This is a genomic window from Xanthomonas prunicola (assembly GCF_025266575.1).
Classification (GTDB): Bacteria; Pseudomonadota; Gammaproteobacteria; order Xanthomonadales; family Xanthomonadaceae; genus Xanthomonas; species Xanthomonas prunicola.
In genome coordinates this window covers 1,520,780-1,545,538 of sequence record NZ_CP096142.1, presented here as the reverse complement: position 1 = coordinate 1,545,538, position 24,759 = coordinate 1,520,780, and the positions used below count along the sequence as shown (strand labels likewise).

25 protein-coding genes are annotated in these 24,759 nt (G+C 64.2%); 8 read left to right on the top strand and 17 right to left on the bottom strand.

All coding sequences use genetic code 11. From position 1 onward, the window contains the following. Positions 1–230 precede the first annotated feature (230 nt). The 3 genes from M0D43_RS06705 (at position 231) to M0D43_RS06695 (ending at position 2,564) form a co-directional block, all read left to right on the top strand. On the top strand, positions 231–1,127 hold the full coding sequence (locus tag M0D43_RS06705) for a gallate dioxygenase (protein WP_252164023.1): 897 nt from the start codon (positions 231–233) through the stop codon (positions 1,125–1,127). A 10-nt stretch (positions 1,128–1,137) separates the two neighbouring features. Next, positions 1,138–1,497: a protocatechuate 3,4-dioxygenase gene (locus M0D43_RS06700; protein WP_252164022.1), complete on the top strand. Its 360-nt coding sequence runs from the start codon at positions 1,138–1,140 to the stop codon at positions 1,495–1,497. 65 nt (positions 1,498–1,562) lie between these two features. Further along, the gene (locus M0D43_RS06695; RefSeq protein WP_101362574.1) at positions 1,563–2,564 is read left to right on the top strand and encodes a LysR substrate-binding domain-containing protein; all 1,002 of its coding nucleotides are present in this window, start codon (positions 1,563–1,565) and stop codon (positions 2,562–2,564) included. Positions 2,565–2,738: 174 nt separating this feature from the next. Here M0D43_RS06695 and M0D43_RS06690 read toward each other — a convergent pair whose 3' ends face one another. The 7 genes from M0D43_RS06690 to M0D43_RS06660 form a co-directional block, all read right to left on the bottom strand. Further along, positions 2,739–4,217, bottom strand: a complete 1,479-nt coding sequence (locus tag M0D43_RS06690; protein ID WP_252164021.1) for an AMP-binding protein — start codon at positions 4,215–4,217, stop codon at positions 2,739–2,741. 194 nt (positions 4,218–4,411) lie between these two features. Beyond that, on the bottom strand, positions 4,412–5,881 hold the full coding sequence (locus M0D43_RS06685) for an aldehyde dehydrogenase (RefSeq protein WP_252164020.1): 1,470 nt from the start codon (positions 5,879–5,881) through the stop codon (positions 4,412–4,414). 83 nt (positions 5,882–5,964) lie between these two features. After that, complete coding sequence (locus M0D43_RS06680; RefSeq protein ID WP_101362571.1) at positions 5,965–6,792, bottom strand: p-hydroxycinnamoyl CoA hydratase/lyase; 828 nt, start codon at positions 6,790–6,792, stop codon at positions 5,965–5,967. Positions 6,793–6,837: 45 nt separating this feature from the next. Continuing rightward, positions 6,838–7,311, bottom strand: a complete 474-nt coding sequence (locus M0D43_RS06675; protein WP_101363060.1) for a MarR family winged helix-turn-helix transcriptional regulator — start codon at positions 7,309–7,311, stop codon at positions 6,838–6,840. A gap of 130 nt (positions 7,312–7,441) precedes the next feature. Then, positions 7,442–7,849: an EF-hand domain-containing protein gene (locus tag M0D43_RS06670; RefSeq protein ID WP_252164018.1), complete on the bottom strand. Its 408-nt coding sequence runs from the start codon at positions 7,847–7,849 to the stop codon at positions 7,442–7,444. A 200-nt stretch (positions 7,850–8,049) separates the two neighbouring features. Beyond that, complete coding sequence (locus M0D43_RS06665; RefSeq protein WP_101362569.1) at positions 8,050–8,772, bottom strand: hypothetical protein; 723 nt, start codon at positions 8,770–8,772, stop codon at positions 8,050–8,052. 82 nt (positions 8,773–8,854) lie between these two features. Further along, positions 8,855–9,760: an SMP-30/gluconolactonase/LRE family protein gene (locus M0D43_RS06660; RefSeq protein ID WP_260808046.1), complete on the bottom strand. Its 906-nt coding sequence runs from the start codon at positions 9,758–9,760 to the stop codon at positions 8,855–8,857. 186 nt (positions 9,761–9,946) lie between these two features. Here M0D43_RS06660 and M0D43_RS06655 point away from each other — a divergent pair, with 186 nt between their 5' ends. Next, the gene (locus tag M0D43_RS06655; protein ID WP_260808045.1) at positions 9,947–11,056 is read left to right on the top strand and encodes a Gfo/Idh/MocA family protein; all 1,110 of its coding nucleotides are present in this window, start codon (positions 9,947–9,949) and stop codon (positions 11,054–11,056) included. 312 nt (positions 11,057–11,368) lie between these two features. On the opposite strand, the gene rlmM is transcribed toward M0D43_RS06655, so the two are convergent. The 5 genes from rlmM to M0D43_RS06630 all read right to left on the bottom strand — a co-directional run bounded on the left by rlmM (position 11,369) and on the right by M0D43_RS06630 (position 16,646). Then, a complete protein-coding gene (gene rlmM, locus M0D43_RS06650; protein WP_101362566.1) occupies positions 11,369–12,412 on the bottom strand; it encodes a 23S rRNA (cytidine(2498)-2'-O)-methyltransferase RlmM in 1,044 nt (347 codons plus the stop codon). A gap of 36 nt (positions 12,413–12,448) precedes the next feature. Next, positions 12,449–13,009: a nucleoside deaminase gene (locus tag M0D43_RS06645; RefSeq protein ID WP_101362565.1), complete on the bottom strand. Its 561-nt coding sequence runs from the start codon at positions 13,007–13,009 to the stop codon at positions 12,449–12,451. Further along, positions 13,009–13,413 carry a hypothetical protein gene (locus M0D43_RS06640; RefSeq protein ID WP_252164015.1) on the bottom strand — a complete coding sequence of 135 codons (405 nt, stop codon included), beginning with the start codon at positions 13,411–13,413 and terminating at the stop codon, positions 13,009–13,011. Before M0D43_RS06640 ends, M0D43_RS06645 begins: the two co-directional genes overlap by 1 nt. A 302-nt stretch (positions 13,414–13,715) precedes the next feature. Next, a complete protein-coding gene (locus M0D43_RS06635) occupies positions 13,716–14,657 on the bottom strand; it encodes a DMT family transporter (protein ID WP_260808044.1) in 942 nt (313 codons plus the stop codon). A 249-nt stretch (positions 14,658–14,906) separates the two neighbouring features. Continuing rightward, on the bottom strand, positions 14,907–16,646 hold the full coding sequence (locus M0D43_RS06630) for a glutamine--tRNA ligase/YqeY domain fusion protein (RefSeq protein ID WP_252164013.1): 1,740 nt from the start codon (positions 16,644–16,646) through the stop codon (positions 14,907–14,909). A 375-nt stretch (positions 16,647–17,021) separates the two neighbouring features. On the opposite strand from M0D43_RS06630, the gene M0D43_RS06625 reads away from it, so the two are divergent. Together M0D43_RS06625 and M0D43_RS06620 are read left to right on the top strand one after the other, a co-directional pair. Next, positions 17,022–17,663: a glutathione S-transferase family protein gene (locus tag M0D43_RS06625; RefSeq protein WP_252164012.1), complete on the top strand. Its 642-nt coding sequence runs from the start codon at positions 17,022–17,024 to the stop codon at positions 17,661–17,663. A gap of 2 nt (positions 17,664–17,665) precedes the next feature. Next, positions 17,666–17,896 carry a putative signal transducing protein gene (locus M0D43_RS06620; protein WP_010367414.1) on the top strand — a complete coding sequence of 77 codons (231 nt, stop codon included), beginning with the start codon at positions 17,666–17,668 and terminating at the stop codon, positions 17,894–17,896. A 35-nt stretch (positions 17,897–17,931) separates the two neighbouring features. On the opposite strand, the gene M0D43_RS06615 is transcribed toward M0D43_RS06620, so the two are convergent. From M0D43_RS06615 to M0D43_RS06605, 3 genes are read right to left on the bottom strand one after another with little or no spacing between them, the layout of a single operon-like run. Continuing rightward, entirely contained in the window at positions 17,932–18,396 is a 465-nt protein-coding gene (locus tag M0D43_RS06615; protein ID WP_252164011.1) for a response regulator, read from the bottom strand. Beyond that, positions 18,393–20,303 carry an ATP-binding protein gene (locus tag M0D43_RS06610; RefSeq protein WP_252164010.1) on the bottom strand — a complete coding sequence of 637 codons (1,911 nt, stop codon included), beginning with the start codon at positions 20,301–20,303 and terminating at the stop codon, positions 18,393–18,395. Before M0D43_RS06610 ends, M0D43_RS06615 begins: the two co-directional genes overlap by 4 nt. After that, complete coding sequence (locus M0D43_RS06605) at positions 20,300–21,007, bottom strand: helix-turn-helix transcriptional regulator (RefSeq protein ID WP_252164009.1); 708 nt, start codon at positions 21,005–21,007, stop codon at positions 20,300–20,302. The genes M0D43_RS06610 and M0D43_RS06605 overlap by 4 nt, the downstream gene beginning before the upstream one ends. Before the next feature lie 122 nt (positions 21,008–21,129). On the opposite strand from M0D43_RS06605, the gene M0D43_RS06600 reads away from it, so the two are divergent. Beyond that, a complete protein-coding gene (locus M0D43_RS06600) occupies positions 21,130–21,645 on the top strand; it encodes an SgcJ/EcaC family oxidoreductase (protein WP_252164008.1) in 516 nt (171 codons plus the stop codon). A gap of 95 nt (positions 21,646–21,740) precedes the next feature. After that, positions 21,741–22,391 carry a peptide-methionine (S)-S-oxide reductase MsrA gene (msrA, locus tag M0D43_RS06595; RefSeq protein ID WP_252164007.1) on the top strand — a complete coding sequence of 217 codons (651 nt, stop codon included), beginning with the start codon at positions 21,741–21,743 and terminating at the stop codon, positions 22,389–22,391. Positions 22,392–22,760: 369 nt separating this feature from the next. On the opposite strand, the gene M0D43_RS06590 is transcribed toward msrA, so the two are convergent. Together M0D43_RS06590 and M0D43_RS06585 are read right to left on the bottom strand one after the other, a co-directional pair. Then, entirely contained in the window at positions 22,761–23,330 is a 570-nt protein-coding gene (locus M0D43_RS06590) for a type 1 glutamine amidotransferase family protein (RefSeq protein WP_260808043.1), read from the bottom strand. Between the two features lie 424 nt (positions 23,331–23,754). After that, positions 23,755–24,723, bottom strand: a complete 969-nt coding sequence (locus M0D43_RS06585; RefSeq protein ID WP_260808042.1) for a transaldolase — start codon at positions 24,721–24,723, stop codon at positions 23,755–23,757. Positions 24,724–24,759 lie beyond the last annotated feature (36 nt).

Here is a 24,759-nt window from a genome sequence, read left to right as displayed (position 1 = left end):
GCGCCATACCGCAGCGCACGTTCCTTCGACAGGGAAAACTTGCAATTACTGGTATAAAAAAACTTGCGGATGAGATCGCTTGATGGCACTTTGGATCCCAAGGATACCGATTTGGCGATCCGTAGTCGTTGGTCTTCCTTTTCTGGGATCCATTGCGGTGCAGGTCCCGACTCACTTACTGATGCGCGCCCGCCCTGATCAGCGGCCGGCCCGCGTCGCAGGAGCGCAGCATGGCAAGCATCATCGGCGGTATCGGGACCTCGCATGTTCCCACCATCGGGGTGGCCTACGACAAGGGCAAGCAGCAGGATCCGGTGTGGAAGCCGCTGTTTGACGGCTACACGCCGGTAGCGGCGTGGCTGGCCGAACAACAGGCCGACGTGCTGGTGTTCTTCTACAACGACCATTGCACGACGTTCTTCTTCGATCTGTATCCCACCTTCGCGCTGGGCGTGGGCGAACGTTTCCCGGTTGCCGACGAAGGGGCGGGGCTGCGCAACTTGCCGCCGATTCGTGGCGATGTGCAGTTGCAGGCACATATCGCCGAATGCCTGGTCAACGACGAGTTCGACCTGACCGTGTTCCAGGACAAGCCCATCGACCATGGCTGCGCGGCGCCGCTGCCGCTGCTGTGGCCGCATGTGCCGGACTGGCCGGGCACGGTGGTGCCGATCGCCATCAACGTGCTGCAGTACCCGTTGCCGACCGCGCGCCGTTGCTATCGCCTGGGCCAGGCGGTGCGCCGCGCGATCGAGTCGTATCCTGAGGATCTCAGGGTGGTGGTCGTGGGCACCGGTGGGCTATCGCACCAGATCCATGGCGAGCGCACCGGCTTCAACAATACCGATTGGGACATGGAATTTCTGGACCGGTTCCAGCATGCACCAGAGACCCTCACCGATCTCACCCACACCGATTACGTGCGCCTGGGCGGTGCCGAGAGCGTGGAGCAGATCATGTGGCTGGCGATGCGCGGCGCGCTCGACGGTCCGATCCGTAAGCTGCATCAAAACTACTACCTGATGACCACCACTGCGATGACCGTGGTGCTGTACGAGCCGGGCGAAGAAGCTGCCGACGCGCCGCGTTCGGCCGAGTTGCTCGCGCGCACTGCCGACGCGGCATGAGGAGGTGCTGATGAATCCGCAAACACAGGGCATGGAGCAGATCGAAGGTACTTACCTGTTCGATCTGCGCACCAGCAATCGCGCGCTACGCCTCAACCGGTTCTTCTGGCACATGATCCGCGCCCCGTGGCGCGATCGCTTTTTGCAGGATGCAGAAGTATTGATGCAGGAAGCCGAACTCACCGAACAGGAGAAGGCGTTGATCCGCGCGCGCGATTGGCTTGGCCTGGTGCAGTATGGCGCCAACTTCTTCGTCATCGAAAAATTCGCGCGCGTGGTGCGCATGACCAATCTGCAGGTCTACGCCATCATGCGCGGCGAATCGTTCGAGGACTTCATGCAGACGCGGCGTGTGCCCCATGCGCGCTGAGCGGCGCGTATCGGCGATGCGCCGTACCGCCGCGTTACCCGACTTCCCAACGTAAGGCCCACCCCATGACCATGTCCTCCGTGTTCTTTGAACATCGCATCAAGGTGCGGCACCTGCGTGTGATAGAAGCGCTGGACCGGCAGAAAAGCCTGTTGCGCGCCTCACGCGTCCTGAATGTCACCCAGCCTGCGCTCACGCGTGCCCTGCAGGAGATCGAAGAGATCGTCGGCGCGCCACTGTTCGAGCGGCACTCGCGCGGCGTGCGCCCCAACGCGATGGGCGAGGTGCTGGTGCAGACTGCGCATGTGGTGCTGGGCCAGCTACGGCGTGCGCAGGACACCTTCGAGGGACTGCTGCAGGACGATGCGCTCACCATCACGGTCGGCGCCTTGCCGGTGGCGGCCAGCGGTTTGCTGCCGGCGGTACTGGCCGCGTTGTATCGCACCGAACCCACGCTGCGGGTACGCCTGTTGCACGGTCGCACCGATGAGCTGTTGCCCAAGCTGGCCGGTAACGAGATCGATCTGGTGGTCGGGCGATTGTATCCGCTGGCCCGCTACGACGCGCTGATTCGCAAGGTGTTGTACCAGGACCCGATTGCGCTGGTGGCGCGCAGCGACCACCCGCTGTTCGCCAACGGCCCGGTGCGCATCGCCGAAGCGGTAGCCTACCGCCAGGTGCTGCCGACCCTGAGCCAACATGTCGAACGCGACGTGGCACAGGTGATGCGCGAACACGGCCTGGCAACGCGCGATCAGTTGCGTTCCAGCTCGGCCAGTTTCACGCGTGAAATTCTGCTCGGTACCGACAGCATTGCGGTGATGCCAAGCATGATGGTGGCTGGCGATATCGCACGCGGCGAGTTGCGTGCCTTCCAGCTGCAGCAGCCCTCGCAGGCCCGCGCAGGTGGGGTGATCTATCGCGATGGCGGCGCAATCCACAAGCCCGGCGTGCGCTTGCTGATGCGCGAGCTGGAGAACCAGCTCGCGCTCATGGCCGAACAGGGTGCGGTGTGGGTGGATGATCGTATCGGCGAAGACGACGTGTTGCTGAACGAATCTGCGTGATCGCACGAGGCTTGGGCACCGAGCGCTGCTCGTGCTGACGTGCATAAACGCTCGACGGATGTCGAACGCATAGCGGTTTGATGCAGCAGACAGTGCGTAATGCCCCAGCAACGGGCGGCTCAGGCTGCCCGTTGTACTGTTTGGCCTGCGTACTCGCGCCGATGCGATGGCACATCAGTTCTCACTGGCCAGGGCATCCCTCAAGCGCCCCTTCTGCAACTTGCCGGTGGCCGTGCGCGGCAATGTCTCCACCAAGCGTAGGTGCTTGGGCACCTTGTACTTGGCCAGCCGTGCGATCAGGTAGCTGCGGATCTCTTCCAGATCCGGTATCTCATCGGCCGGCACGATCGCCAGATAGCCCACTTCGCCCCATTGCTGATCGGCCATGCCGACCACCGCGCACTCGCGAATGCTCGGGTGATCGGCAAGCAACGCTTCGATCTCTGCCGGATACACGTTCTCGCCGCCGGAAATGAACATGTCCTTCTTGCGGTCGACTATCCAGAAGAAGCCGTCGGCATCACGCTGCACGATATCGCCGGTACGGAACCATCCTTCACTATCGAGCACATCGGCGCTGGCCTGCGGGTCACGCCAGTAACCTGGGCTGAGGTTGGGGCCGCGCAAGAGCAACTCACCGGGAACGCCCGCCGGGCAGTCGTCGCCGTTGGCATCGACCACGCGTGTCTGCACCGATGGCGCTGCGATGCCAGCCGCGCCCAGCTTGTTGCGGATCACATCGCAATTCACCGACATGCCGAACACCGTGCCGGCCTCGCTCATGCCGAAGCCGCAGACCATCGGGATGCCATCGTCCAGCCAGCCGAGCAGATCGTCGCTGGCGTGCGGCGCGCCACCGCTGACCAATGCGGTGAGATGGCGCAGCACCGCAGCATCGAAGCCGGGCTGATTGCGAAATGCCTGCATCATCTGCGGCACGCCGACGTAGTGGGTGATGCCCAACGATCGATCGGCGAACCAGCCCAACGTGCGTTTGGGCTCAAAGCCATTAGATACCTGGATCGAGCCACCCACTGCCAGCACCGGGCGCACATTGGTGACCAGGCCGATGATGTGAAACATCGGCGCTTCGCACAGAAAGCTGCTGCTCGCGTCCACCCGCGTGGTGACGCCAAAGTTGTGCGCCGCGTGCCGCAAATTCTGCTCGCTCAGCATCACGCCCTTGGGCTGACCGGAGGTGCCGGAAGTAAACAGGATCAGGCTGATGCGTTCCGGCGGAATCGATGGCGTGTCGGCTGGCTCCAAGGCATTGGCACTTGCGATGAACCCCGCCAAGGCTTCCACGTCCGTGCGACCAGCGGCGATATCGTCGCCCAGCAACACGCGCGGCTCCGCGCGTTGCAGCAATGCATCCAGCTCGGTTGCGCTCAACCGCCAATTGAGCGGGACATAAATCGCGCCAACCCGCCCGCAGGCGAAATGCAAGGCCACTTGCCACACCGAATTGCGCGCCAGCACCGCCAGCCGCTCCCCATCGACGCAGCCGCGCCTGCGCAGCATGGCAGCCAGGCGGCCGACCAACGCGTCGAGTTCGGCATAGGTCCATTCGATGCCCAGCAACAGATCCCGTGCGGCCAGCTGTTGCGGCGAGAGACGGGCGTGGAAAGCGATCGAGTCGGTCGGCATGGCCATGGCGCTGTCTTCTGGAAAATGAGGAAGTGACTGGGGTGAGTGCGACTGCTGCGTGTGGAAGGTTTAAACGCAACGGAAGGGCGGGTGAGAGAATTTCGGCTGCAGGCAGCCGACACGCAGGCAAACAGCACCCAGGCGGTGAGCAATCACTCGGAGAAACTGCACACCAACACGCGCGCTTGTCCGGACGCGTGCTAGCTCAGATACACGGTCTTGGTTTCGAGGAAGGCATGCAGACCTTCGATACCGCCTTCGCGGCCGATGCCCGAGTGTTTGAAGCCGCCGAATGGCATGCTGATGTCTACCCACATGCCGTTGATCGCATGGCTGCCACTGCGCACGCGGCGCGCGATGCGATAGGCGCGTTCGGCATCTTCGCTGTAGATGGTGCCGTGCAAACCGTAGTCGCTGGCATTGGCTTTGGCGATGAGATCGGCTTCGTCGTGGTAGTCAATGAAGCTCACCACCGGGCCGAAGATTTCCTCGCGCGCAATGGTCATGTCCGGTGTGACTTCGGAGAACACCGTCGGTTCGACAAAGAAGCCGCGCGGCAAGTGCGCCGGACGGCCACCGCCCATGACCAGGCGCGCGCCCTCGGCACTGCCTTTTGCGATGTAGGACTGCACGCGTTCGAGCTGGCGGCCCAGCGCCAACGGGCCCATGCCGGTGTCGGCGGCAAATGGGTCGCCTAGTTTCACTGCGCTCAATGCCGCGCAATACGCCTGCAGAATCTCCTCGCGGCGCTGCGTCGGCACCAGGACGCGCGTCAACGAAAAGCACACCTGCCCGGCGATCGGCATCGAGTAGGGCACCAAGGTGGGCAGCACCTTGGCGATGTCGGCATCCTCCAGCACGATCGCCGCCGATTTGCCGCCCAGCTCCAGGCCAACCCGCGCCAGGCGCTCGGCGCAGGCGATGCCGATCAAGCGCCCCGCCTGCGTAGAGCCAGTAAAGCTGACCTTGTCGACATGCGGGTGGCGGATCAATTGCTCGCCCACCTCGCGGCCGGCGGGGAGCAGATTGAACACACCGTCGGGCATGCCGGCAGCGCTAATGCATTCGGCCAGGATGTAGGCGTCGATCGGCGTTTCCGGCGATGGCTTGGCTACCACCGTGCAGCCGGCTGCCAGCGCGGCGGCGACCTTGTAGCACAGCAATACCAGTGGCGCGTTCCAGGGCGTGATTGCGGCGACCACGCCAACCGGCTCCTGCACCACATGCACGCGTCCACCGTTCGGGCGAACGCGTGGGTCGACGAAGGCATGCGTGGCAATCAGATCGGCGTAGTAGTCGAATAAATCTGGCGCCTGCTGCGACGCACGCGTGCTGAAGCCGATGGTGGCGCCAACTTGGCCCGTCCATGCTTCGGCAAGTTCCGGCATGCGCGCGCGCAACTGTTCGGCAACGCGCTTGAGGATCACCCCGCGCTCGGGCGGCGACAGTTGCGGCCAGGGTCCGGTGTCGAAGGCGGCACGTGCCGCGGCCACGGCGGCCTCGGTATCTGCATGCGATGGTTCGGTGTAGCGCAGCAGGTGTTCTTCGGTATGCGGGGCGATCACATCGACAGGGCGATCGCCGCTGCTTGCGCGCCACTGGCCGTCGATGAACAGACCCAGCGGCCCACGCGCGGCGATCCCGCGCAGCGTTGCGGATAAGGCTTCCATACTCCCTCCTCGGTGCAGAAAACCACTGGCAGCGCCAGCGATGCGTGGGTCGCACGCATCGCTTCGGGCGCCGTAGGACGTGATTAGGCGCTGTTTTTCTTGAGGTCGTATTCGCCCAGGCCGGGCTTGTAGCTCTTCTCGTCGATGAACTGACGGATGCCTTCCTTGCGGGCGTTGTTGTCGAACGAGTTGGCCGCTTCCTGCATGCGCACCAGATAATCTTCGGCTTCGTCGTAGGTCATGGTGCCGACGCGGCGCACCGCATCCTTGGCATACTTGAGCGCGACCGGGTTCTTGCGCAGCAGCAGTTCGGCCACTTCGCGGGTGCGCGATTCGAGGCGTTCCAGCGGCACACTTTCGTTGACCAGGCGCCATTCGGCGGCCTTCTTGCCGTCTACCATTTCACCGGTCAGCGTCATCCACATCGCATCGCGCATCGACAGCAGTTCCACCGCCACCTTGGTCACGCCGCCGCCGGGCAGGATGCCCCAGTTGATTTCCGACAGGCCGAACTGTGCCTCGTCGGCGGCAATCGCCAGATCGCAGGCGAACAGTGGGCCGAAGCCGCCACCGAAGCACCAGCCGTTGACCATGGCGATGGTGGGCTTCTGATACCAGCGCAGCCGGCGGAACCAACCATACGATTCGCGCTGCGAGCGCCGCACGCCGCGCAGACCCTGCGCTTCGGTTTCGCGAAAATATTCTTTCAGGTCCATGCCGGCCGACCAGGCAGTGCCTTCGCCACCGAGCACCAGCACACCGACGTTGTCGTCGAATTCCAGCTCGTCCAGCACGTCCATCATGCGGCGGTTGAGCGCCGGGCTCATCGCATTGCGCTTGTCGGGGCGTGCGAACTTCACCCAGGCAATGCGGTTTTCGATGCGAACCGATACCACGTCATGCTCGTTCAAGCGGCGTCTCCTTCCAGTCGTGAGAGTGCTGGTGTGTTGATGGGCTTAGAGTGCTTCGGCCAGCGCGGCGTCTGGTGCGGCGGCGCGTTCCAGTGCAGCGCTGGCGTTCAATTTGCAGAGCAGGCGCAACAAGGTCTGCTGCTCGCTGGCCTGCAGGCCGGTGCAGGTGCGCTCGCCCGCGCGCGCCAGGCAGCCTTGTGCAACCAGCAGGGTGCGCTCGCCCAGGTCCGTCAGATACAAACCCTTGCTGCGCCGATCGCGGCCGGCCAGGCGTTCGATCAGGCCTTGCTCGGCCAGCGCATTGGCGATTTTCATGCCGGCCGCGCGATTGACCAGCAGGCGGTTACCCAGTTCGGTCTGGTCGCAGCCGGGTTGATCGCGAATATGGATCAATGCGGTGACGCGCGCCGGGGTGAGTTGCAGCTCGGCCAGTTCCTGGCGCGCGGCGTGGCTGGAGGCGAGGGCGGCCAATTGCAGCTGGTAGCCAAGGTCGGCGGCAAGTGAAAGGCGAGCGGTCATCGGTCCGTCCAAATTGTATCCGTTAAATACAATCTAGCCGACCGAAGCGGGCGCTGCAAGAGGGGGCCATGGCGCTGCGCGAAGCGCTGTGCGCGGCTGCGTAGTACAGCCGCGCTTGCGGGAAAGACAATTATTGAATTAGCCAGCCTGCAAGCTGTTCGCGGGTCAGATAGCCGCTGTGATGGGTGTCGAGTGCGTCGAATTCATCGGCCAGGGCCGGGTTGGCCTGCGCCTCGGCGCGGCTGATGCGGCCGTCGCCATCGGTGTCCATGGCCTGAAAATCGATGCGGTAGCTGCCGACTACGGTGCTCGGCTGGATCGAGCGCACGATCACGCTGGATTCCCCGCGTGGGCGCACCAGCTCGGTTTGGTGGGTGACCTCGCCGTTGGACAACGGCTGGGTACGGATGGGGCTGGGGACATCGATCAGCGGCGAGCTGCTGGCCGGGGTGGGCGCCTGTTGTGCGTGCGCGGCGGTACAAAGCAACAGCGAGAGAGCGAGCGTGGAGATGCGTGTGGCAGTGCGGCGAGTGGTCATCAGATCCCCCTGATGTAGAACAGCCTGCAAGCATAGAGCTTGGCCGCCATCTTGCGGCGCGACGATGGCGTGGTGGTTGGGGATGGGTGAGGCAGTGTTCGAGCGGGTGTTGGGCAAACAAGGTTCGTCTCGGCCCGGCGCTGTTGGCGTGGGGCGCGCACTGTGCATTGCATCATGCCGTGCGCGCCGTATGACGCGAATCAGCCTGGGATGAATGGAAACACGATCTTCAGCAGGCCCTTCAGGCCGCCCTCCGCCGTGCTTGCCACCGCCTTGGCACCCAGGCTGTTGAGCGCGCGGCGGACGTCGTCCCAGCGCAACTGCGCGATGTCCTTCTTCAGTAGATCCGAGACCTCTTCTGCCGTGGGCGTGAGCTTTTGCAGTTCGCGCACGGTGGCTTGCGGATCCGGTTGCAGATAGCCCCAGCGCTCGGCGATTTTCAGCAGCGTGTCGAAGCGCACCGCGACCACTTCGCGGTTGCGTTCGTACACCGGCAGCGCGCCGACATCGAGAATGGCTTGTTCGAACTGTTGCGCGTCGTCGGGATGTTCGATGCGCACCGCCAAGAAGCCTTCCTTGCGGCTGCGTTCGCTGACGTGCTTTGCGCCCGAGCGCAGATTGTCTTCGGTGAGCACGTTGGCGACGATGCGCTGCATCGCCGCGTCGCCTTCTTCGGGTACCAGCGAGCGCCAGCGCGCATAGCCATCGCGCCGCAGTGCCTTGACCTTGGCCGAGGTCACCCGCAACTGCAACGCGACCATGGCGTTGGCGCTGTTGCGCGAGATGGCGCCGTCGCGTTCAAGCAGCACGAAGATCAACAATTCCAGATCACGCTTGGTCAGCGACTGAAACCCCTGCAACAGGGTCAGGCGCAGGAATTCGTTGCCAAAGGCGGCCGCGTCCTTCAATTCGATCGGTTGCATGGGGGAGTCCTCTACAGGTGACCTGCAGGATGCCAGGACGCTGTTGCGCGACCTGAGAACCAATGCGACGCACACGCCAGTTTCAGCGACCGGTTTCGCGCCCGCGACGATCGGACCTGAACGTTTCAACTGCGCCGCGGTCCTGCACTGTGACAAACACCTGCCGGCCATCGGTACCGCCGAATGCCACGTTGCTGACCTTGCGACCCTTCAGCGCAACCGTGCGCAGCAGTTTGCCCTGCGGCGACACCACTGCGATCTGCCCGGCATCGTAGCGGGCGATGTATAAATTGCCGTCGGCATCGCAGCGCATGCCGTCCATGCCGAAATCGGGAAAGCTGATCAGCAGGCGTTTGTGGCGTAGGCTGCCGTCGCTGGTACGGTCGTAGACCCACACCTTACGCGACATGCTTTCGTTGACGTAGAGATGCTTGCCGTCGGGGCTGACGTCCAGCCCGTTGGGCGTGGTCATGCCCGATTCCAGCAACCGCGTCACGCCCTCGCGGCTGATGTGCCACAAACGTCCACTGTTCTCCTTCCAGTCCGGATCGCTCGCGTAGAAGCTGCCATCGGGTGCAAGGGCCAGATCGTTGGGGCCATCGGCCTCGGGCAATGCCGCAAACGTACTCACTGCGCGCGTTTGCATGTTCACCTGCAGAATTTTGTGGCCGGTGTAATCGGCGACATACATGCTGCCGTCGCGAAAGCGGATGCCATTGCCGGTGCTGCCGTCGGGCAGGGTCACGAACACCTCTGCCTTGGCGCTGCCGTCTGCTTGGAGCGTAATGCGTGCGATGGTGCCGTCCTTGCCCAGATTCACTGCGTACAGCGCGCCATCCGGACCAGTGGCGGGCCCTTCGGCATTGTGGGTGAATGCGCCATCGCCGATCAGATCACGCGCAACGAATGGTTTGTCGGCGGCAATAACGAACGAACTGGACAACAGCAGTGCCAGCGGCAAAAAACGAAGACGGGCAACAACGATCATGCGCAATGCTCCGGATGTGATCGCCAGCAGTGTGCCAGAACCTGCAGCGCGACCGTGGCGGTGATCACCTGCGATCAAGTAAGGTGCGCGAGCAGTCCGCCCTAGATCGGCTAACAAAGGGTAGCGAGCCGTCCGAAGACTGCGCGGGAGTTATGTTGGCCGTTATCACTCGCGAAGGAGGTTTGCATGTCCGTGGAATCGATCACACGTCGCCGCTTGCTTGCTGCCTTCGGCGGTGCAGGCATTCTGCTTGCTGCACCGACCTGGGCGGTGCCGAAGAAAAAGCCTGGAAAACCGCTGAATGTGGCGTTGGTCGGGTTGGGCAGTTATGCCAGCGAGCAGCTCGCGCCGGGCCTGGCATTGACCAAGCATTGCAAGCTCGCCGGCATCGTCACCGGCACGCCGGCGAAGATTCCGCAGTGGCAGGCCAAATACGGCATTGCCGATCGCAATGTCTACAACTATGAAAATTTCGATCGTATCGCCGACAACGACGAGATCGATGTGGTGTACATCGTCACCCCTACGCATCTGCATGCGCCGCTGACGTTGCGTGCTGCTGCGGCAGGCAAGCACGTATGGTGCGAAAAGCCGATGGCGATGCATGCCGGCGAATGCGAGGCGATGATTGCGGCCTGCAAGCGCAGTAAGGTGGCGCTGACCATCGGCTACCGTATGCAGCACGAGCCCAATACGCGGCGCGTGATTGCGATGGCCAGCGAGAAGCCGTTCGGTGCAATGCAGCGCGTGCGTGCCGAGGCCGGGTATAACGGCTACCACGATGCGACCAAGGCGGACCGCCCTTGGCGGTTGCGTTCGCAGTTCGGTGGTGGCGCGATGTATGACATGGGCGTGTATCCGCTCAATGCGGCGCGCTACACCGTCGGTGCCGAGCCGCTGGCAGTGACGGCCAAGAGCTGGACCGACCGTCCCGATCTGTTTGATGAAGTCGACGAGCACATGGACTTCACCCTGGAATTTCCCAATGCGGTGCGTGCCGAGTGCAAGACCAGCTTCGGCAAGAATATGAATGTGCTACGCGCCGAATGCGAGCGCGGCTGGTATGCGTTGTCGCCGTTCCAGAGCTACCAGGGCGTGACCGGAAAGGCCAGCGATGGACGCGTGTTCGACGCCAAGGTGCAGCATCAGCAGGCTTTGCAGATGGACGAAGACGCGCTGGCGATCATGAACGGCACACCGCTGCGTGCGCCGGGCGAAGAAGGCCTGCGTGATATCCGCATCGTCGATGCGATCTATCGCTCGGCGCGCGAGGGTAGCAAGCGCATTGTGCTGTGAGGGTGGCCCGCTCTGTTGACAAGCAGGGCGGGGACTTGGTGAGCTGAGCAAGCAGGCTTGCTTCGATCAATGCGCAAAGCTGTCGTGCAGGCTCGTTGTATGACTTGTTGAGCGTTGCCGGGCGATGCTGGTGGACCACGACTGCCAAGTGCGCGGGTGCAATGCCATGGAAAGGCGCGTCAGGGGCATCTGAACAATGCACGGCAGATTGCAGCGGCTGTCGATCGAGGCACTCCTGATCCCATCAGCAAACGCAGCAACGCACCCGCCGGTCACCCGCTTTTACGAATCCCAACTCCCAACTGCCACTCATCAGTCCCGCATCGCCAGCACCGTGATCTCTTCGCGATCGTGATACAGCTGCTTGGCGCGCACGATCAATGACTTCTCTGCCTGTTGCTCGAACAGATCCAAGCATAGACGGGTCTCGTCCCAGCGTTTTTTCATCGGCAGCTTGAGGTTGAAGATCGTATTGCGGCACCAGCCTTCGCGCACCCAAGTGGCCATGCGTTCGGCCACGCGGCGTGGTTGCTCGACCATGTCGCAGACCATCCAGTCCAGCGATTGCGCGGGCTTCCAGTGGAAGCCGTCGGCACGCAGATGCTCCACCAGTCCGGTTTCCAGCACATGCTCGCGCAGCGGGCCATTGTCGACGCTGGTGACGTGCACATGCTGCCGCGTCAGCACCCAGGTCCAGCCGCCGGGTGCAGCGCCCAGATCGGCCGCACGCATGCCGGGCTTGACCAGTGCTTCGCGTTCTTCGGGACTGAGTAGCGTCAGCAAGGCTTCGTCGAGTTTGAGTGCAGAGCGCGACGGCGCTTCCGGCAGCAATTTCAGGCGTGGAATGCCCAAGGGCCACGGCGCGCTGTCGGCGCTGTCGGCCACCGCAAGCAAGGCGTGGTCGCCGTCGAGAAAACAGATGTGCAACCGCGGTTGACGCGGTTGCGGCTTGTCGGTGAGCAGGCCGGCCTTGCGCAGGGCCGGGCGCAGCGCATTGCCGAAGCTGCGCGCCAGGCCCGCCAGCGGCTTGCCCGCGTCCGAATCCGGATGTTCTACCCATAGATCGCCGAAGCGCTGTTGGCCGTCCAGCGCGGCCAGGATCGGCGTGATGCGGTCCTTGGGGTCGATGCCTTTCAGCTCGGCAATCACCACCAGCTTCTGCCGCGCGAAGATCAACTCGCGCCATTGCAGCTTGGCAGCAAGTTGTGCGGCCTCGTCGCAGACGAACAGCACATAGCCGTCGTTGCGCTGGGTCCGCGCATAACCGGCAATGCCGACGAATGCGGCGCGCGCGCTCAGTTCTGCGGCCAGCTCAGGTTCAAAGCCCTGGCGGCAGTAACACAGCAGGCCGCTCATCGCGGCACCGGCAGTGCGCCAGCAGCGCACACGACATCAATAATGATCACCGCCGCCCTCACCGTAGTTGCGCAGCACCGCGCAGGCCTGGTCGCGCAGCACGTCGCGCACCACCTCAATGCCGCGGCGGCTCAGTTCGCCTACCCAGTCGGCCGGCAACGGGCCTTCGTCGAATTGCGTCAGCGCCATCACGTCGTCGGCGCGCGCGCCGATCAGCAGGCGGTCGATGCCGGCCCACACCGTGGCGCCATAGCATTGGCAGCACGGCTGCGCGGAGGTGGCCAGCGTCACCGGCGACAGCACATCGTTCAAACGCGGTGTCTGCAGGCGTTGCTGCGCGAGCATGTAAGCCATGTTTTCGGCATGCGCCAGCGAGGTGGTTTGTGGCACCACGCGGTTCACTGCTGCAGCGATGATGCGGTGGTCCGGGCCGAACACGACCGCGCCGAACGGACCGCCGCTGCGCTCGCGCACATTCATCCGCGACAGCTCGATCGCCAGCGCCACCTTGTCTTCATCGCTGGGATAGGCGCGGCTGTCGTCGACATGCGCGTGGATCCAGTCGGGCAGGGTGAGGTGGACGTGCGCGTTAAGCATCAGTGGACCGTTTCTATAGGGGGAATGGCGGGGCGCAGTGTATCGGCCTGCGCGTCCTTTGCGGCACATTGCCCGGCCACGCACTGGCAGGCGCTGATCTCGCGGAAGCCGCACACGCTCATCATGCCGCTGGTCTGGCACTGCGCGAGCACGCCCTTGGGGTCGGTGGCGCTGTTGACGTTGACGCAGGCCGGAAACGCACCACAACAGTTGCCGACATTCTTCACCGTGCAATCGGCATCGGTGCGGCAGGTGGTGGTGACGGCGACCGGTGTGGCAGGCGCCGGGATGCTGGCCGGCGGCGGCGTGGCCGCATCGGTCGGTGGCGTTGCCACACAGCCGATCGCGGCAAGACAGGACAGCAGCAACAGGCTGCTCAGGCACCAGGACACAAGACGGGACATGCGGCTGCTCCGATCAGACCATATGAGGGACCATGGTAAGCCCAGGCCGCGCGCAGGGTGAGAGCGGCTGGCGGGATCTGTGCCGACAAGCAGAAAGCGGTGTACAGGCAAGCACTCTTACGCCGGCGACGGCGCAGTGCGCGCATGGCGCGCGATCGGCGCTCGGCGCCTGGCCATCAGCGATGCGCGATCAAGTCCGCCACCGTCTTGAACCTAGCTGCTCAACGCCGGTAGTGAATGGCAGAGGCAGGCGCCTGGCGTGTTCCTGCGGGACATAGCTGCATCGTGCTCGCGCATGCGCGTCAGCGGCCTGCATCACGCACTGGCGCATGCAATGCCGCGCACCACAGCACCCCGATCAGCAGGCAGGCGATCGCGGCCAGCTCCAACGGGGTGGGCAGGCGCAGTTCCCAGGCAAAGCCGTACAGCAACGCAAACACTGTTTCGAACACGATCATTTGCCCGACCAGGGTCAGCGGCAGCACGCGGCTGGCGCGATTCCACAGTGCATTGCCGATCACCGAGGCCAGGATGCCCAGCAACAGCGACACACCCCAGAAACTGGCCCATTCGAGCGGAGCATGCGCTGCGCTGCCGATCAGGGCCGCCGGCGCCAGCAACAACGCCAGTGCGCCGGTGACCACGCCGGTGAGCAGCGACCAGTCGCCGCCGGACAGATCCGGGCGCCGGCGCAACCAGCGCGCATTGGCGATCGAATAGGCCGACCACGACACCAGCGCACCTACTGCGCACAACAGGCCGGCGATGCGGGTGAGGCGGTCGCTTGCCAGGGCGCCCGAGTCGTTTTGTACGGTGTCCAGTGCGACCAATGTCACACCGATGACGCAGAGCACGCAGGGCGCCGCCAGACGTCGCAATTGCACCGCGCCGGCGGCGCGCGTGCCGATGATGGTGACCACCACCGGCAGCAGCCCGATGATCAGCGCAGTTGCCGCGCTGCCCGCCCACTGCACGGCGCTGCCAAGCAGCACGTAATACACCAGATTGCCCATCAGGCTCAGGCGCACCAGCGCCCACCATTCGGCGCGGCCCAGGCGGGCAGCAGTCTGTCGCGCGCGTGGGGCCAGTACCAGCGCGGCCACCGCGCCATACGACAGGTAGCGCGCCACTGCCAATTGCAGCGGGGTGAACGCCGACAACAACTGCGGTGCCAGAAACACCAGCCCCCACAACGCGCCCGCACCGATGCCGCAGGCCACGCCCATCGCCAGGCGCTCACGCATCGTGCTTCTCCTTTATGCAATGCACTGCAGCGTGCAGTGCAGCGCTGCGTTGATCAAGCTCGCCACGCACGCGTACGCCCACGGCCCTCTCACAATGAAGCAGCCAGCAGCGTGCTCCCGCAAGCCGCGTGCCCGGTGTGATCTGTCATTGCTCTCACGATAAACAAGCTGGGCGAACGATTTCATGTGCCCATCAAACAATCGGCGACGCCTGCCTTATCGCAAGCGTCGCCGACGTGGTTGCCGCGATTACTTGGCCCAGGTGTCGCGCAGGGTCACGCTGCGATTGAACACCGGTGTGGCCGCGCTATGGTCGCGGCGGTCGGCCACGAAGTAGCCGGTGCGTTCGAACTGGAATGCCTGCTCGGGCGCTGCCAACGCTGCGCTAGGCTCCACATAGCCGCGCACGTTGCGCTTGGACTCGGGATTGAGATAGTCGCGGTAGGTCTTGCCTTCGGATTCGTCGTCGGGCTTTTCCACCGAAAACAGGCGGTCGTAGAGGCGGATTTCCGCTTCCACCGCATGCGCAGCGCTGACCCAATGGATGGTGCCCTTGACCTTGCGGTTGGCGCCCTCCATGCCTGGCCGCGATTCCGGATCCAGCCAGCCACGCAATTCGACGATCTCACCCGTTTCGTTCTTGATCACCTCATCCACGCGCGCAATGCCCGCGCCGCGCAGACGGATTTCGCCGCCCGGCACCAACCGCTTCCAGCCCTTGGGTGGAACCTCGGCAAAGTCCTCGCGCTCGATCCACAGCGCGCGCGCGAACGGCACCTCACGCGTGCCGAAGCTCTCATCCTTGGGATGATTGGAAAACTGCAGTGTCTCGGTATGGCCCTCCGGCAGATTGGTCAGCACCAGCTTGAGCGGGTCGATCACCGCCATGCGCCGCGCCGCTGCTGCGTCCAGATCTTCGCGCAAGCACCCTTCCAGCACCGAGAAATCGATCAGCGAGTTCTGCTTGCTGATGCCCACCCGATCCACGAACAGGCGCATCGCCGCCGGCGTATAACCGCGCCGGCGCAGGCCCTGCAGCGTGTACATGCGCGGGTCGTCCCAGCCATCCACCAGCTGTTCTTCCACCAGCGCGGTGAGCTTGCGCTTGCTCATCACCGTGTAGTTGATGTTCAGGCGCGAGAACTCGATCTGACGCGGCTTGGCGGCCTCGCGCGGCAGGCCCTTGTCCAGCAGCGGCTGCAGCAGCTCCGGATGCCCGGCCAGGTCCACCTTGTCCACGCACCAGTCGTAGAGCGGGCGGTGGTCTTCGAATTCCAGCGTGCACAGCGAATGGGTGATGCCTTCCACCGCATCGCCCAGCGAATGCGCGAAGTCGTACATCGGGTAGATCGGCCACGCATTGCCGGTGTTCTGATGCTCGACATGCTTGATGCGGTACAGCGCCGGGTCGCGCAGGTTGATGTTGCCGCTGGCCATGTCGATCTTGGCGCGCAGCGTGCGCGCACCATCGGGAAATTCGCCGGCACGCATGCGGCCGAACAGGTCGAGGTTTTCCTCGACGCTGCGCTCGCGGAATGGCGAATTGCGGCCGGGCTCGGTCAGCGTGCCGCGGTATTCGCGCACCTGTTCTGCGGAAAGGTCGCACACGAAGGCGTGGCCATCGCGAATCAGCTTCTGCGCGGCCAAGTAATACACCTCGAAATAATCCGAGGCGTGGCGCAGCTGCGCCCAGTCATAGCCCAGCCAGCGCACGTCGTCCTGAATGGCGGTGACGAATTCTGGGTCTTCCTTGGCCGGGTTGGTGTCGTCCAGGCGCAGGTTGCACAGCCCGCCGAACTCGGCGGCCAACCCGAAATCCAGGCAAATCGCCTTGGCATGGCCGATGTGCAGGTAGCCGTTGGGCTCGGGCGGGAAGCGGGTGCGGATAACCGTGTGCTTGCCGCTGGCCAGATCCTCGCGGACGATCTGGCGGATGAAGTCTTTCTTCTCCGCCGGGGCGGTGGCGTCGGTGGCTAGGGTCTCGGACATGCGCGCATCAGCAATAGGTAAACCGCAAGTTTAGGCGGTGGCACCGGTTAGGGGTAGGCGCGAGCGCTGCGTGGTGGGGTTTGGTCCGCGGTTCGGGCGTGGCCGGCGTGCCGGGTAGCCTCCTGCAGGCCGTGCGTGCCATGGTTGGCGCTGTTGCCGCCTGCCTTGGCACATGCAGCCAAGGAGCACGCGCCGCCGCGGCCATGCCGTGGCAGGCGCTGCGCGTGGCTTCTCGCGCGTCCTGCCTGGGGTCGTTTGCGTCAAGCTCTGCCTCGATGCGGGCTGCAGGGCAGGGCGTGCCGTGCGGCAAGCCATGGCTGGCGGCCATGGGGCGCGACGCGTACGCTGCGCCGACCCTCTTGGAGCGCACAGCCCATGCCACTGCCCCGCCTGGTGATCGGCGACAAGACCCTGTCCTCCTGGTCGTTGCGGCCGTGGCTGCTGTTGCGGCATTTTCAGGTGCCGTTCGAGGAAATCGCGCTGCCGCTCGCGACATCCGAATACGAGGTACGCATTGCCGGGTATTCGCCAACCCGCCAGGTGCCGGTGCTGTGGCACGACGCGCTGCATGTGTGGGATTCGCTGGCGATCTGCGAGTACATCAATGAGCGTTGGCTGGACGGTCGCGGCTGGCCGGCCGACCTGGCTATGCGTGCGCAAGCGCGCGCTGCCTCGGCAGAAATGCATTCGGGCTTTGCCGCCTTGCGCAGCCAGCTGCCGATGAATCTGGCCCGCGCGCCGGGCCCCGCGCAGGTGGATGCGGCGGCCGAGCGCGACATCACGCGCGTCCAGGCACTATGGGCAAGCCTGCGCGCCGAACACGGCCACGCCGGGCCGTTCCTGTGTGGCGAGTTCGGCATCGTCGATGCGATGTTCGCGCCGGTAGCGCTACGTTTTTCCAGCTACGGCGTGCCGCTGTTTGAAGCCGCCGGCGATTATGTGGCAGCGCTGGATGCATTGCCGGCGTTACGCGACTGGCGCAACGGCGCTGAGCGCGAACGTGCGGAGCGTGGCTGAAGATGCAGATCGCCTACCGCGCCAGTCACATCATCGATGCGCATCTGGCCAAGCACGCGCTGGAAGATGCCGGCATCACGGCGTTCGTCTTCGGCGAATCGCTGCTGGGCGGCGCCGGCGAGCTCCCTGCTTTCGGCGTGCTGCAGGTTTGCGTGGCCGATGTGCATTTGAGCCAGGCCCAGGCAGTGCTGGCGGAGATCGGCTTGTGCGGGCAGGTCACGCGGGCGGTGTGAGATGTTGAATGGCCGCGTCGCATCCGCTCTCCAACTCAACTCTGCTGACGCCATCCCGGCGGCGCTGCATCCGGGGCTGCCAATGCGCGCAGACGCTTGAACAATACGGTGGTCTCGGCCACGTTCCAGACCCGCAAGGCGACCTCGAAAGTGTCCAGCGGCTTGGTCAAGAAGTCCTTGGCACCCAGGCCCAGGGCACGGTGGCGCGCGCTGCGGCTGGGGTCGGCGGTCAGCACGATCACTGGCAGAAACTGGCCGGGGTCCGATAGCCGCGCTAGCTGTTCCAGCAACGCGAAGCCGTCCAGCTCCGGCATCTTCAGGTCCAGCAGAATCAGGTCCGGCGCAAAGGCCGACACCAGCCCCATCACCCGCAACGGATCGGTGGTGGCGATCACTTGCTGGAATCCTTCGCGCTGGAGCAGGTCCTCGAGCAGCCGTACGTTGGCCGGCTCGTCGTCGACGATGAGGATGCGGGAAGCGAGGATTTCGTCGCGTGTCATGCCAGCAACCTGTCGATCACGGTGAAGAATTCCGCCACATCAAGCGGTTTGGTCAGATAGGCGCGCACGCCCTGGTGACCGACGCGCGCAAGCGTGGCGGTCGTGGCATCGGCGCTGATCACCACCACCGGGATGGCGGCCATCGCCGTCTGCCCCTGCAATTCGCGCAACAGCTCTTCGCCGTTGCCATCGCTTAGATGCAGATCCAGCAAGATCAGATCCGGCACGCCCTGCTGCAACAGCTCCCGCGCCTGTGCCAGGCTCTCCGCTTCAAGCAGTTGCCATTGCGGGCGACGCTCGGTAAGCGTGCGGATCAATGCCTGGTTGGAGGGGTTGTCTTCGATGCTCAGCACGCGGCAAATGCCGCTGCCACTGACGCTAGGTGGCAGCAGGGGGCGGGCCGGTTCACTGCGCTGCGGTTCACCTTGCGGCAGCGAGATCCAGAAGCGCGCACCCTCGTGGGTGCTGTCCACGCCGATGTGCCCGCCCATGGCCTCGATCAGGCGCTTGCTCAGTGCCAACCCAAGACCGGTGCCTTCTACTGCAGAGCGCTCGGCGCCCAGCCGCTCGAACGGTGTAAACAAGCGTTCGATCTGCGCCGGCGTCAGCCCTGCGCCCTGGTCGGCCACCGTGATGCGCACGTGTTCGCCTTCGGTATGCGCGCTTACCTGCACCTGTCCGCCGGTACGATTGAACTTGACCGCGTTCGACAACAGATTGAGCAGCACCTGGCGCAGCCGCTGCGCATCGGCGCGCACCGTCCACGGCCCGTCGATCGATGCGGGTTGCAACGCGATGCCATGCTTGTCTGCATCCGGTGCGATCAGGCCCAAGGCTTCATGCACGGCCGCACGGACCGAGATCGGTTCCGGGCTCAAATCCAGCTGATCGGCTTCGATGCGCGCGATGTCCAGCAACTCGGTGATCAACCCGAGCAAGTGCCGACCTGCACCGAGAATATGCTGCAGATGCCGGCGATGGGCTGGCTCGGGCAGATCCATTTCCAGCACCTGCGCATACCCCAGAATCGCATTGAGTGGGGTGCGCAACTCATGGCTGCTACGCGACAGGAATTCGGTTTTTGCGCGATTGGCGGTTTCCGCTTCGCGCCGCGCCAGTTGCGCTTCGGCTGCGCGTGCGGCCAGCAGTTCGCTGGCCTGGGCCAGGCGCTGACCAACCTGTCCCAGCTCATCGCCGGCTCGCGGTTGCGCTGCCAGCGGCAGGCCTTCGCCCAGGCGGTCGGCATTGGCGGCCAGCGTGCGCAGGCGTCCGGACAATGCCGAGGCGAACCACGCCACCGCAAACACCGCGCCCAGGCCGCCCAGCATCGCTGCGCTCAAGGTGATGATGAGGTTGCGCTGACGCAGGCCTTGCGCCTTGGCGGTGCGCACCTGCAACTGCGCGGTTTCGTAATTGCGCAATTCGCGCAGTTCGGCACGCAGAATGTCGAGCTTGTACTTGCCGTCCCACAGCTGCCGGATCTCTTCTTCGCGGCTCAGATCCGGGGCCAGCAATCGGCGCCAACCCTGCATTTTTTCGGCGAAAAGTGGCTTGATACGCGCAAAGCGCTGCGCTTGACTGGGGTCGGTAATGCGTTGCGACAGACGGTCGACCACGCCTTGCAGGCGTGGCTCGGCATCGCGATACGGGGTGAGGAATTCATCGCGCCGCACCAGCCGGTAACCGCGCACGCCGGCCGCGGTTTCGGCCAATAACGCGTGCGCTTCGTAGAGATCGCTGAGCACTTCCAGGGTCTGTCGCACGTCGTTTTCGGCAGCGATGTTTTGCCGCTCCACGCTGTAGATCGCCATCAATGCCACGGCCAGCAACAGCAACGGCAGTGTGACAACTGCCAGGCTCTTGCGGGTGATCGGCCAATCGTTCCAACGCACCGCCAATGCATTCATAGCGCAAGTCCGGATTGGACCGCGTAGACCGCGGCCTGGGTGCGATCTTTTACCTCAAGTTTCTGCAGGATTCGCTCCACGTGCACTTTCACCGTGCCGGGAGCAATTCCCAGTTCAGCTGCCAGGCTCGCGTTGGTGAGTCCGCGCGGGAGCAGTGACAACACCTGTTTTTCGCGCTTGCTCAGCGCGCCCAGACGATCGTCGTGCACCGGTTTGCGCCGCCGCGTGGGGATCGGTTTGACCGGTTCGGCCACCATCGCCGGCAGCAGTAGCGCCAATGCCTGCAGCGCCTGTACATCGTCGTTGCCGGGTGCTTGGCGGCCCTCGGTCCAGGCCACGCAAAGCATGCCGTGGGTGGTGCCTAGCGCATGGATCGGCACCCTGGCTTCGCCAATGTCTGAAGGACGTGGCGGCATCAACCAGGCCGCTTCGTGGCCGTCGCCAGCGGCGCTGGCCCCGGGCGGTAAGGCGCGGCCACGGCTGGCCAGCACGTGCGCGCGCGGGCCGCGCTGCGCCAGCACCGCGCCGTGTTCTAGGCCCAGTAACAGCAGCGCCCTCCCAAGGACTGCATCGCAGGCCTGCTCGGGGCTTTGCGCCTGGCGCAGTGTCACGGCGGCTTCCCAAAGCGCTTGCCAACGTGCGCTGTCGGAGGCTTCGCGGCGTAAGGCTAGCCGCCAATCACCCGCATTGGTGGGGGTTTCCATGATGTTGCCCTAGGCCGATCAGCGTATTTGAGTATATGCCACTCGGCAGAATTGTTGGGGCTGCTTGATTTCGATACTGAGCCTGCCCGATGAGGCCCCCCATCAATCACACGGAGATACCCATGCGTCGCACTCTTTTCTCTCTTGTTCTGGCTCTGGCTGCCACCCCGGCGCTGGCTGGCGGCGTGATGCATTACACCGACAAGGCCAAGCTGCCGACCGGCGGCGAAGAGCGCGAAGTCGCTGCGCTGTTCGATACCTGGAACGCGGCGCTGGCCACCGGCAACCCGCACAAGGTGGCCGATCTGTACGCCCCGGACGGCGTGTTGCTGCCGACCGTCTCCAACGAAGTACGCGCCTCGCGCGAGCAGATCGAAAATTACTTCGAAATGTTCCTGACCAAGAAGCCGCAGGGCGTGGTCAATTACCGCACCGTGCGGGTGCTCGATGAGGACAGCGCAGTGGATGCCGGTGTGTACACCTTCACGTTGACCGACAAGGAAGGCAAGAAGAGCAACGTGCAGGCCCGCTACACCTTCGTGTACGAAAAGCGCGACGGCAAGTGGCTGATCATCAACCACCACAGCTCGGCGATGCCAGAAGTGGATACGCGCGCGGCAGTCGCCAAGACCAAGTAATGCGGCGCAGGCGACATGCGCTGGCCAGGCAGGCTTGAAAGCGGCTCCGGCCGGCGCCATCCAGCAAGCAATCCTCACGATTGCGGAGTTGCACCATGCTGGGAATCGGCGCCTTCAAACAACGTATGCCACGTCCGGGCGAGGCATTGCCCGGGCGCGAGCAAGCGCTGCCGCTGCACAACATCCACCTGATCAACGGTCATCCGTTGCGTGGTGAGTTCACGGGCCTGGCCCAGGTGCAATTCGGGCTCGGCTGCTTCTGGGGCGCGGAACGCAAGTTCTGGGACGTCCCAGGGGTGTACACCACAGCAGTGGGTTACGCCGGCGGGCAGACGCCGAACGCGACTTACTCGGAAGTGTGTTCCGGGCAAACCGGCCACACCGAAGCGGTGCTGGTGGTGTTCGACGAACAAGCAGTGTCGTTCGAACAATTGCTGCGCACCTTCTGGGAAAGTCACGACCCGACCCAGGGTATGCAGCAGGGTAACGACGTCGGTACGCAATATCGCTCGGCGATTTACTGCACCACACCGGCGCAGTACGCCGCCGCGCTTGCCAGCCGCGATACGTATCAGCAACAGCTGACAGCAGCCGGGTATGGCGCAATCACCACGGAGATCCTCTTCCCGGCGCCCGCGTTCTACTACGCCGAAGACGATCACCAGCAATATCTCGCCAAGCATCCCAATGGCTATTGCGGGCTTGGCGGCACGGGAGTGAGCTGCCCGATCGGGCTGGATGCCTGACGGAAAGGCGGGCCGGATTGAAGCGCTGTCGTCCACATGATCGTGGCAGCGCGCCGATGGCCAACAGTGACCGGCAGCGTTATCACGATCAGGCAGCGCATGGGAGTGCATGCCGGGCAACTTGAATGGCCACGTCGGAGACGACGCGGCCATCTTTTTGAGCCGCTATGGCGAAGCTGCGCAGCGATCCACATGAGCCAGTCGCCATGGCAAGTGATGCAGACAACCGTTGAACACATCCCCGCCGCTGCTTGGTGCGCGATCGACAGCACGAGAGAGTTGCTGCGGCGCGCGTGCAGGAACCGGTTTGGTGAATCATCGCAGCGAGCCAATGCCGTGCATCAGCTGTACCGGCCTGAATCGTTTGGATTAAACAAATTCCCCGGCGAACATGCCACGCAGTTGGGCAAGCGTATCAGTGCGCTCCGGATGCAATTGCCGCATGCAGGCCAGCGCAAAGCCCACCGGGCTGGTGCCAGGTGCGGTGATGACGCCATCGGCGCTGACGACTTTTTCGTGGCGATAGTGCGCCGCGCCCGCGTACGGCACCACGTGCTCCTGCAGGAATGCCAGCGCGTTGCTGGTGTGTGTGCGCTCATCGAGCAGGCCTGCATAGGCGAAGGCGAGGGTGGCGCCGCAGATCGCGGCGACCGGGCGCTGCTGCTGCACGCGCTCGGCCAGCAGACCGCTCAGCCCAGGGATCTCGCCGGCCTGCCAGCGCTCGCTGCCGGGCAGGATCCACAGGTCGGCCTCAAGCGGCGCCAGATCCGAGAGCGCAAATTCCGGGGTGATGCGCAGGCCGCCGATGGACTGCACCGGCTGTCCATCGATGCTGGCGATCGCGACCTCGTCGCCGAACCACTCGCGTGCCGCCGGCAGCACCACGCCGATTTCCCAATCGGCCACGCCGTCGACCATCACCACTGCAATGTTTGCCATTGTCGGTTACGCCAGTTGAGGGAACCCGGATTCTAGGCAGTGCGCGTGCGCCGGGTGTAAGCGATATGTGGAGAGAGAGATATTGCTGCAGACGCCGGTCGATCCTGGGCCGGTGCTTGGCACAGTCGCCAGCGTGCTGGGCCCTGTGGTCGCCTGTCTGTGTGCATGGCAGGTGCAGATGTGGCACTCGCTACAAGTGGCGATACAGATGTAGGTGCAGGCAGCGATGCGCCTGCAGGTAACGCTATCGATACGTTTCGATGCGGGTGGGCGAGGCATCGCGCTGCTGCCGCCGTGGACCTTTCGGCGTGTCTGCGAATACATGGATTCGGCCTTCAATCTCACGAAAGCCAGACCCCAGAAACCACAACGCCCACAGCCAGAAGGCCGCGGGCGTCGATGTCGCAGAACAACGTTGCTGCGATCAGCCAGCGAGCTTGTCGGCGATGGTCTGGCGTAGGGCCTGTAGATCCTTGGCAAAGGTGTCGATGCCGCCGGCCAGCTTTTCGGTGGCCATCGGGTCGGCGGCCAGGCCAGAAGCGAAGCTGTCGCTGTTGATCGGGGTGATCTGCGCATTGTTGGCGTCGGCCGGCGAGAGCTTGCGCGGCAACTCGCCGTGTTCGGCGTCGAGCTTTTCCAGCAGATCCGGCGAAATGGTCAGGCGGTCGCAGCCGGCCAGCGCTTCGATCTGCGCGGTGGAGCGGAACGAGGCGCCCATCACCACGGTGGATGAGCCGCGCCGCTTGAATTCGTTGTAGACGGTGCGCACGAACACCACGCCCGGATCTTCGTCGATGCTGGCCGGGGTCTGCCCATGGGCGACGTAGTAATCCAGGATGCGGCCCACGAACGGGGAAATCAGGAACACGCCGGCTTCTGCGCAGGCCAGTGCCTGGGAGCGATTGAAGATCAGCGTGAGGTTGCAGTCGATGCCTTCGCGCTGCAGCTGACGGGCGGCTTCGATGCCTTCCCAGGTCGCGGCAATCTTGATCAGGATCTTGTCTTTGGACACGCCACGCTCGGCGTACATCGCGATGAACTTGCGCGCCTTGGCGATGGTGGCCTGCGTTTCGTGGGCCAGGTCGGCGTCCACCTCGGTGGACACGCGGCCCGGCACCAGTTCGGCCAGCTTGACGCCCACGCCGATGGTCAGGCGGTCGGCGACCTCGTGGATGGTGGCGGTGCGATCGTCGCCGCCGTGCTCGCGGCCCCAGGTCAGTTCGCGTTCGATCAGATCGGCATAGACCGGCAGGTCCAGCGCCTTTTTGACCAGTGTGGGATTGGTGGTGCAGTCAACCGGCTTCAATCGCTTGATGGCGTCGTAATCGCCGGTGTCGGCAACGACGACAGACAGGTCGCGCAGTTGGGCAAGCTTGGAGGGGGATGCGGTCATGCGGGTTCTCTCGAATCGTGGAACGGGTCGTGGATA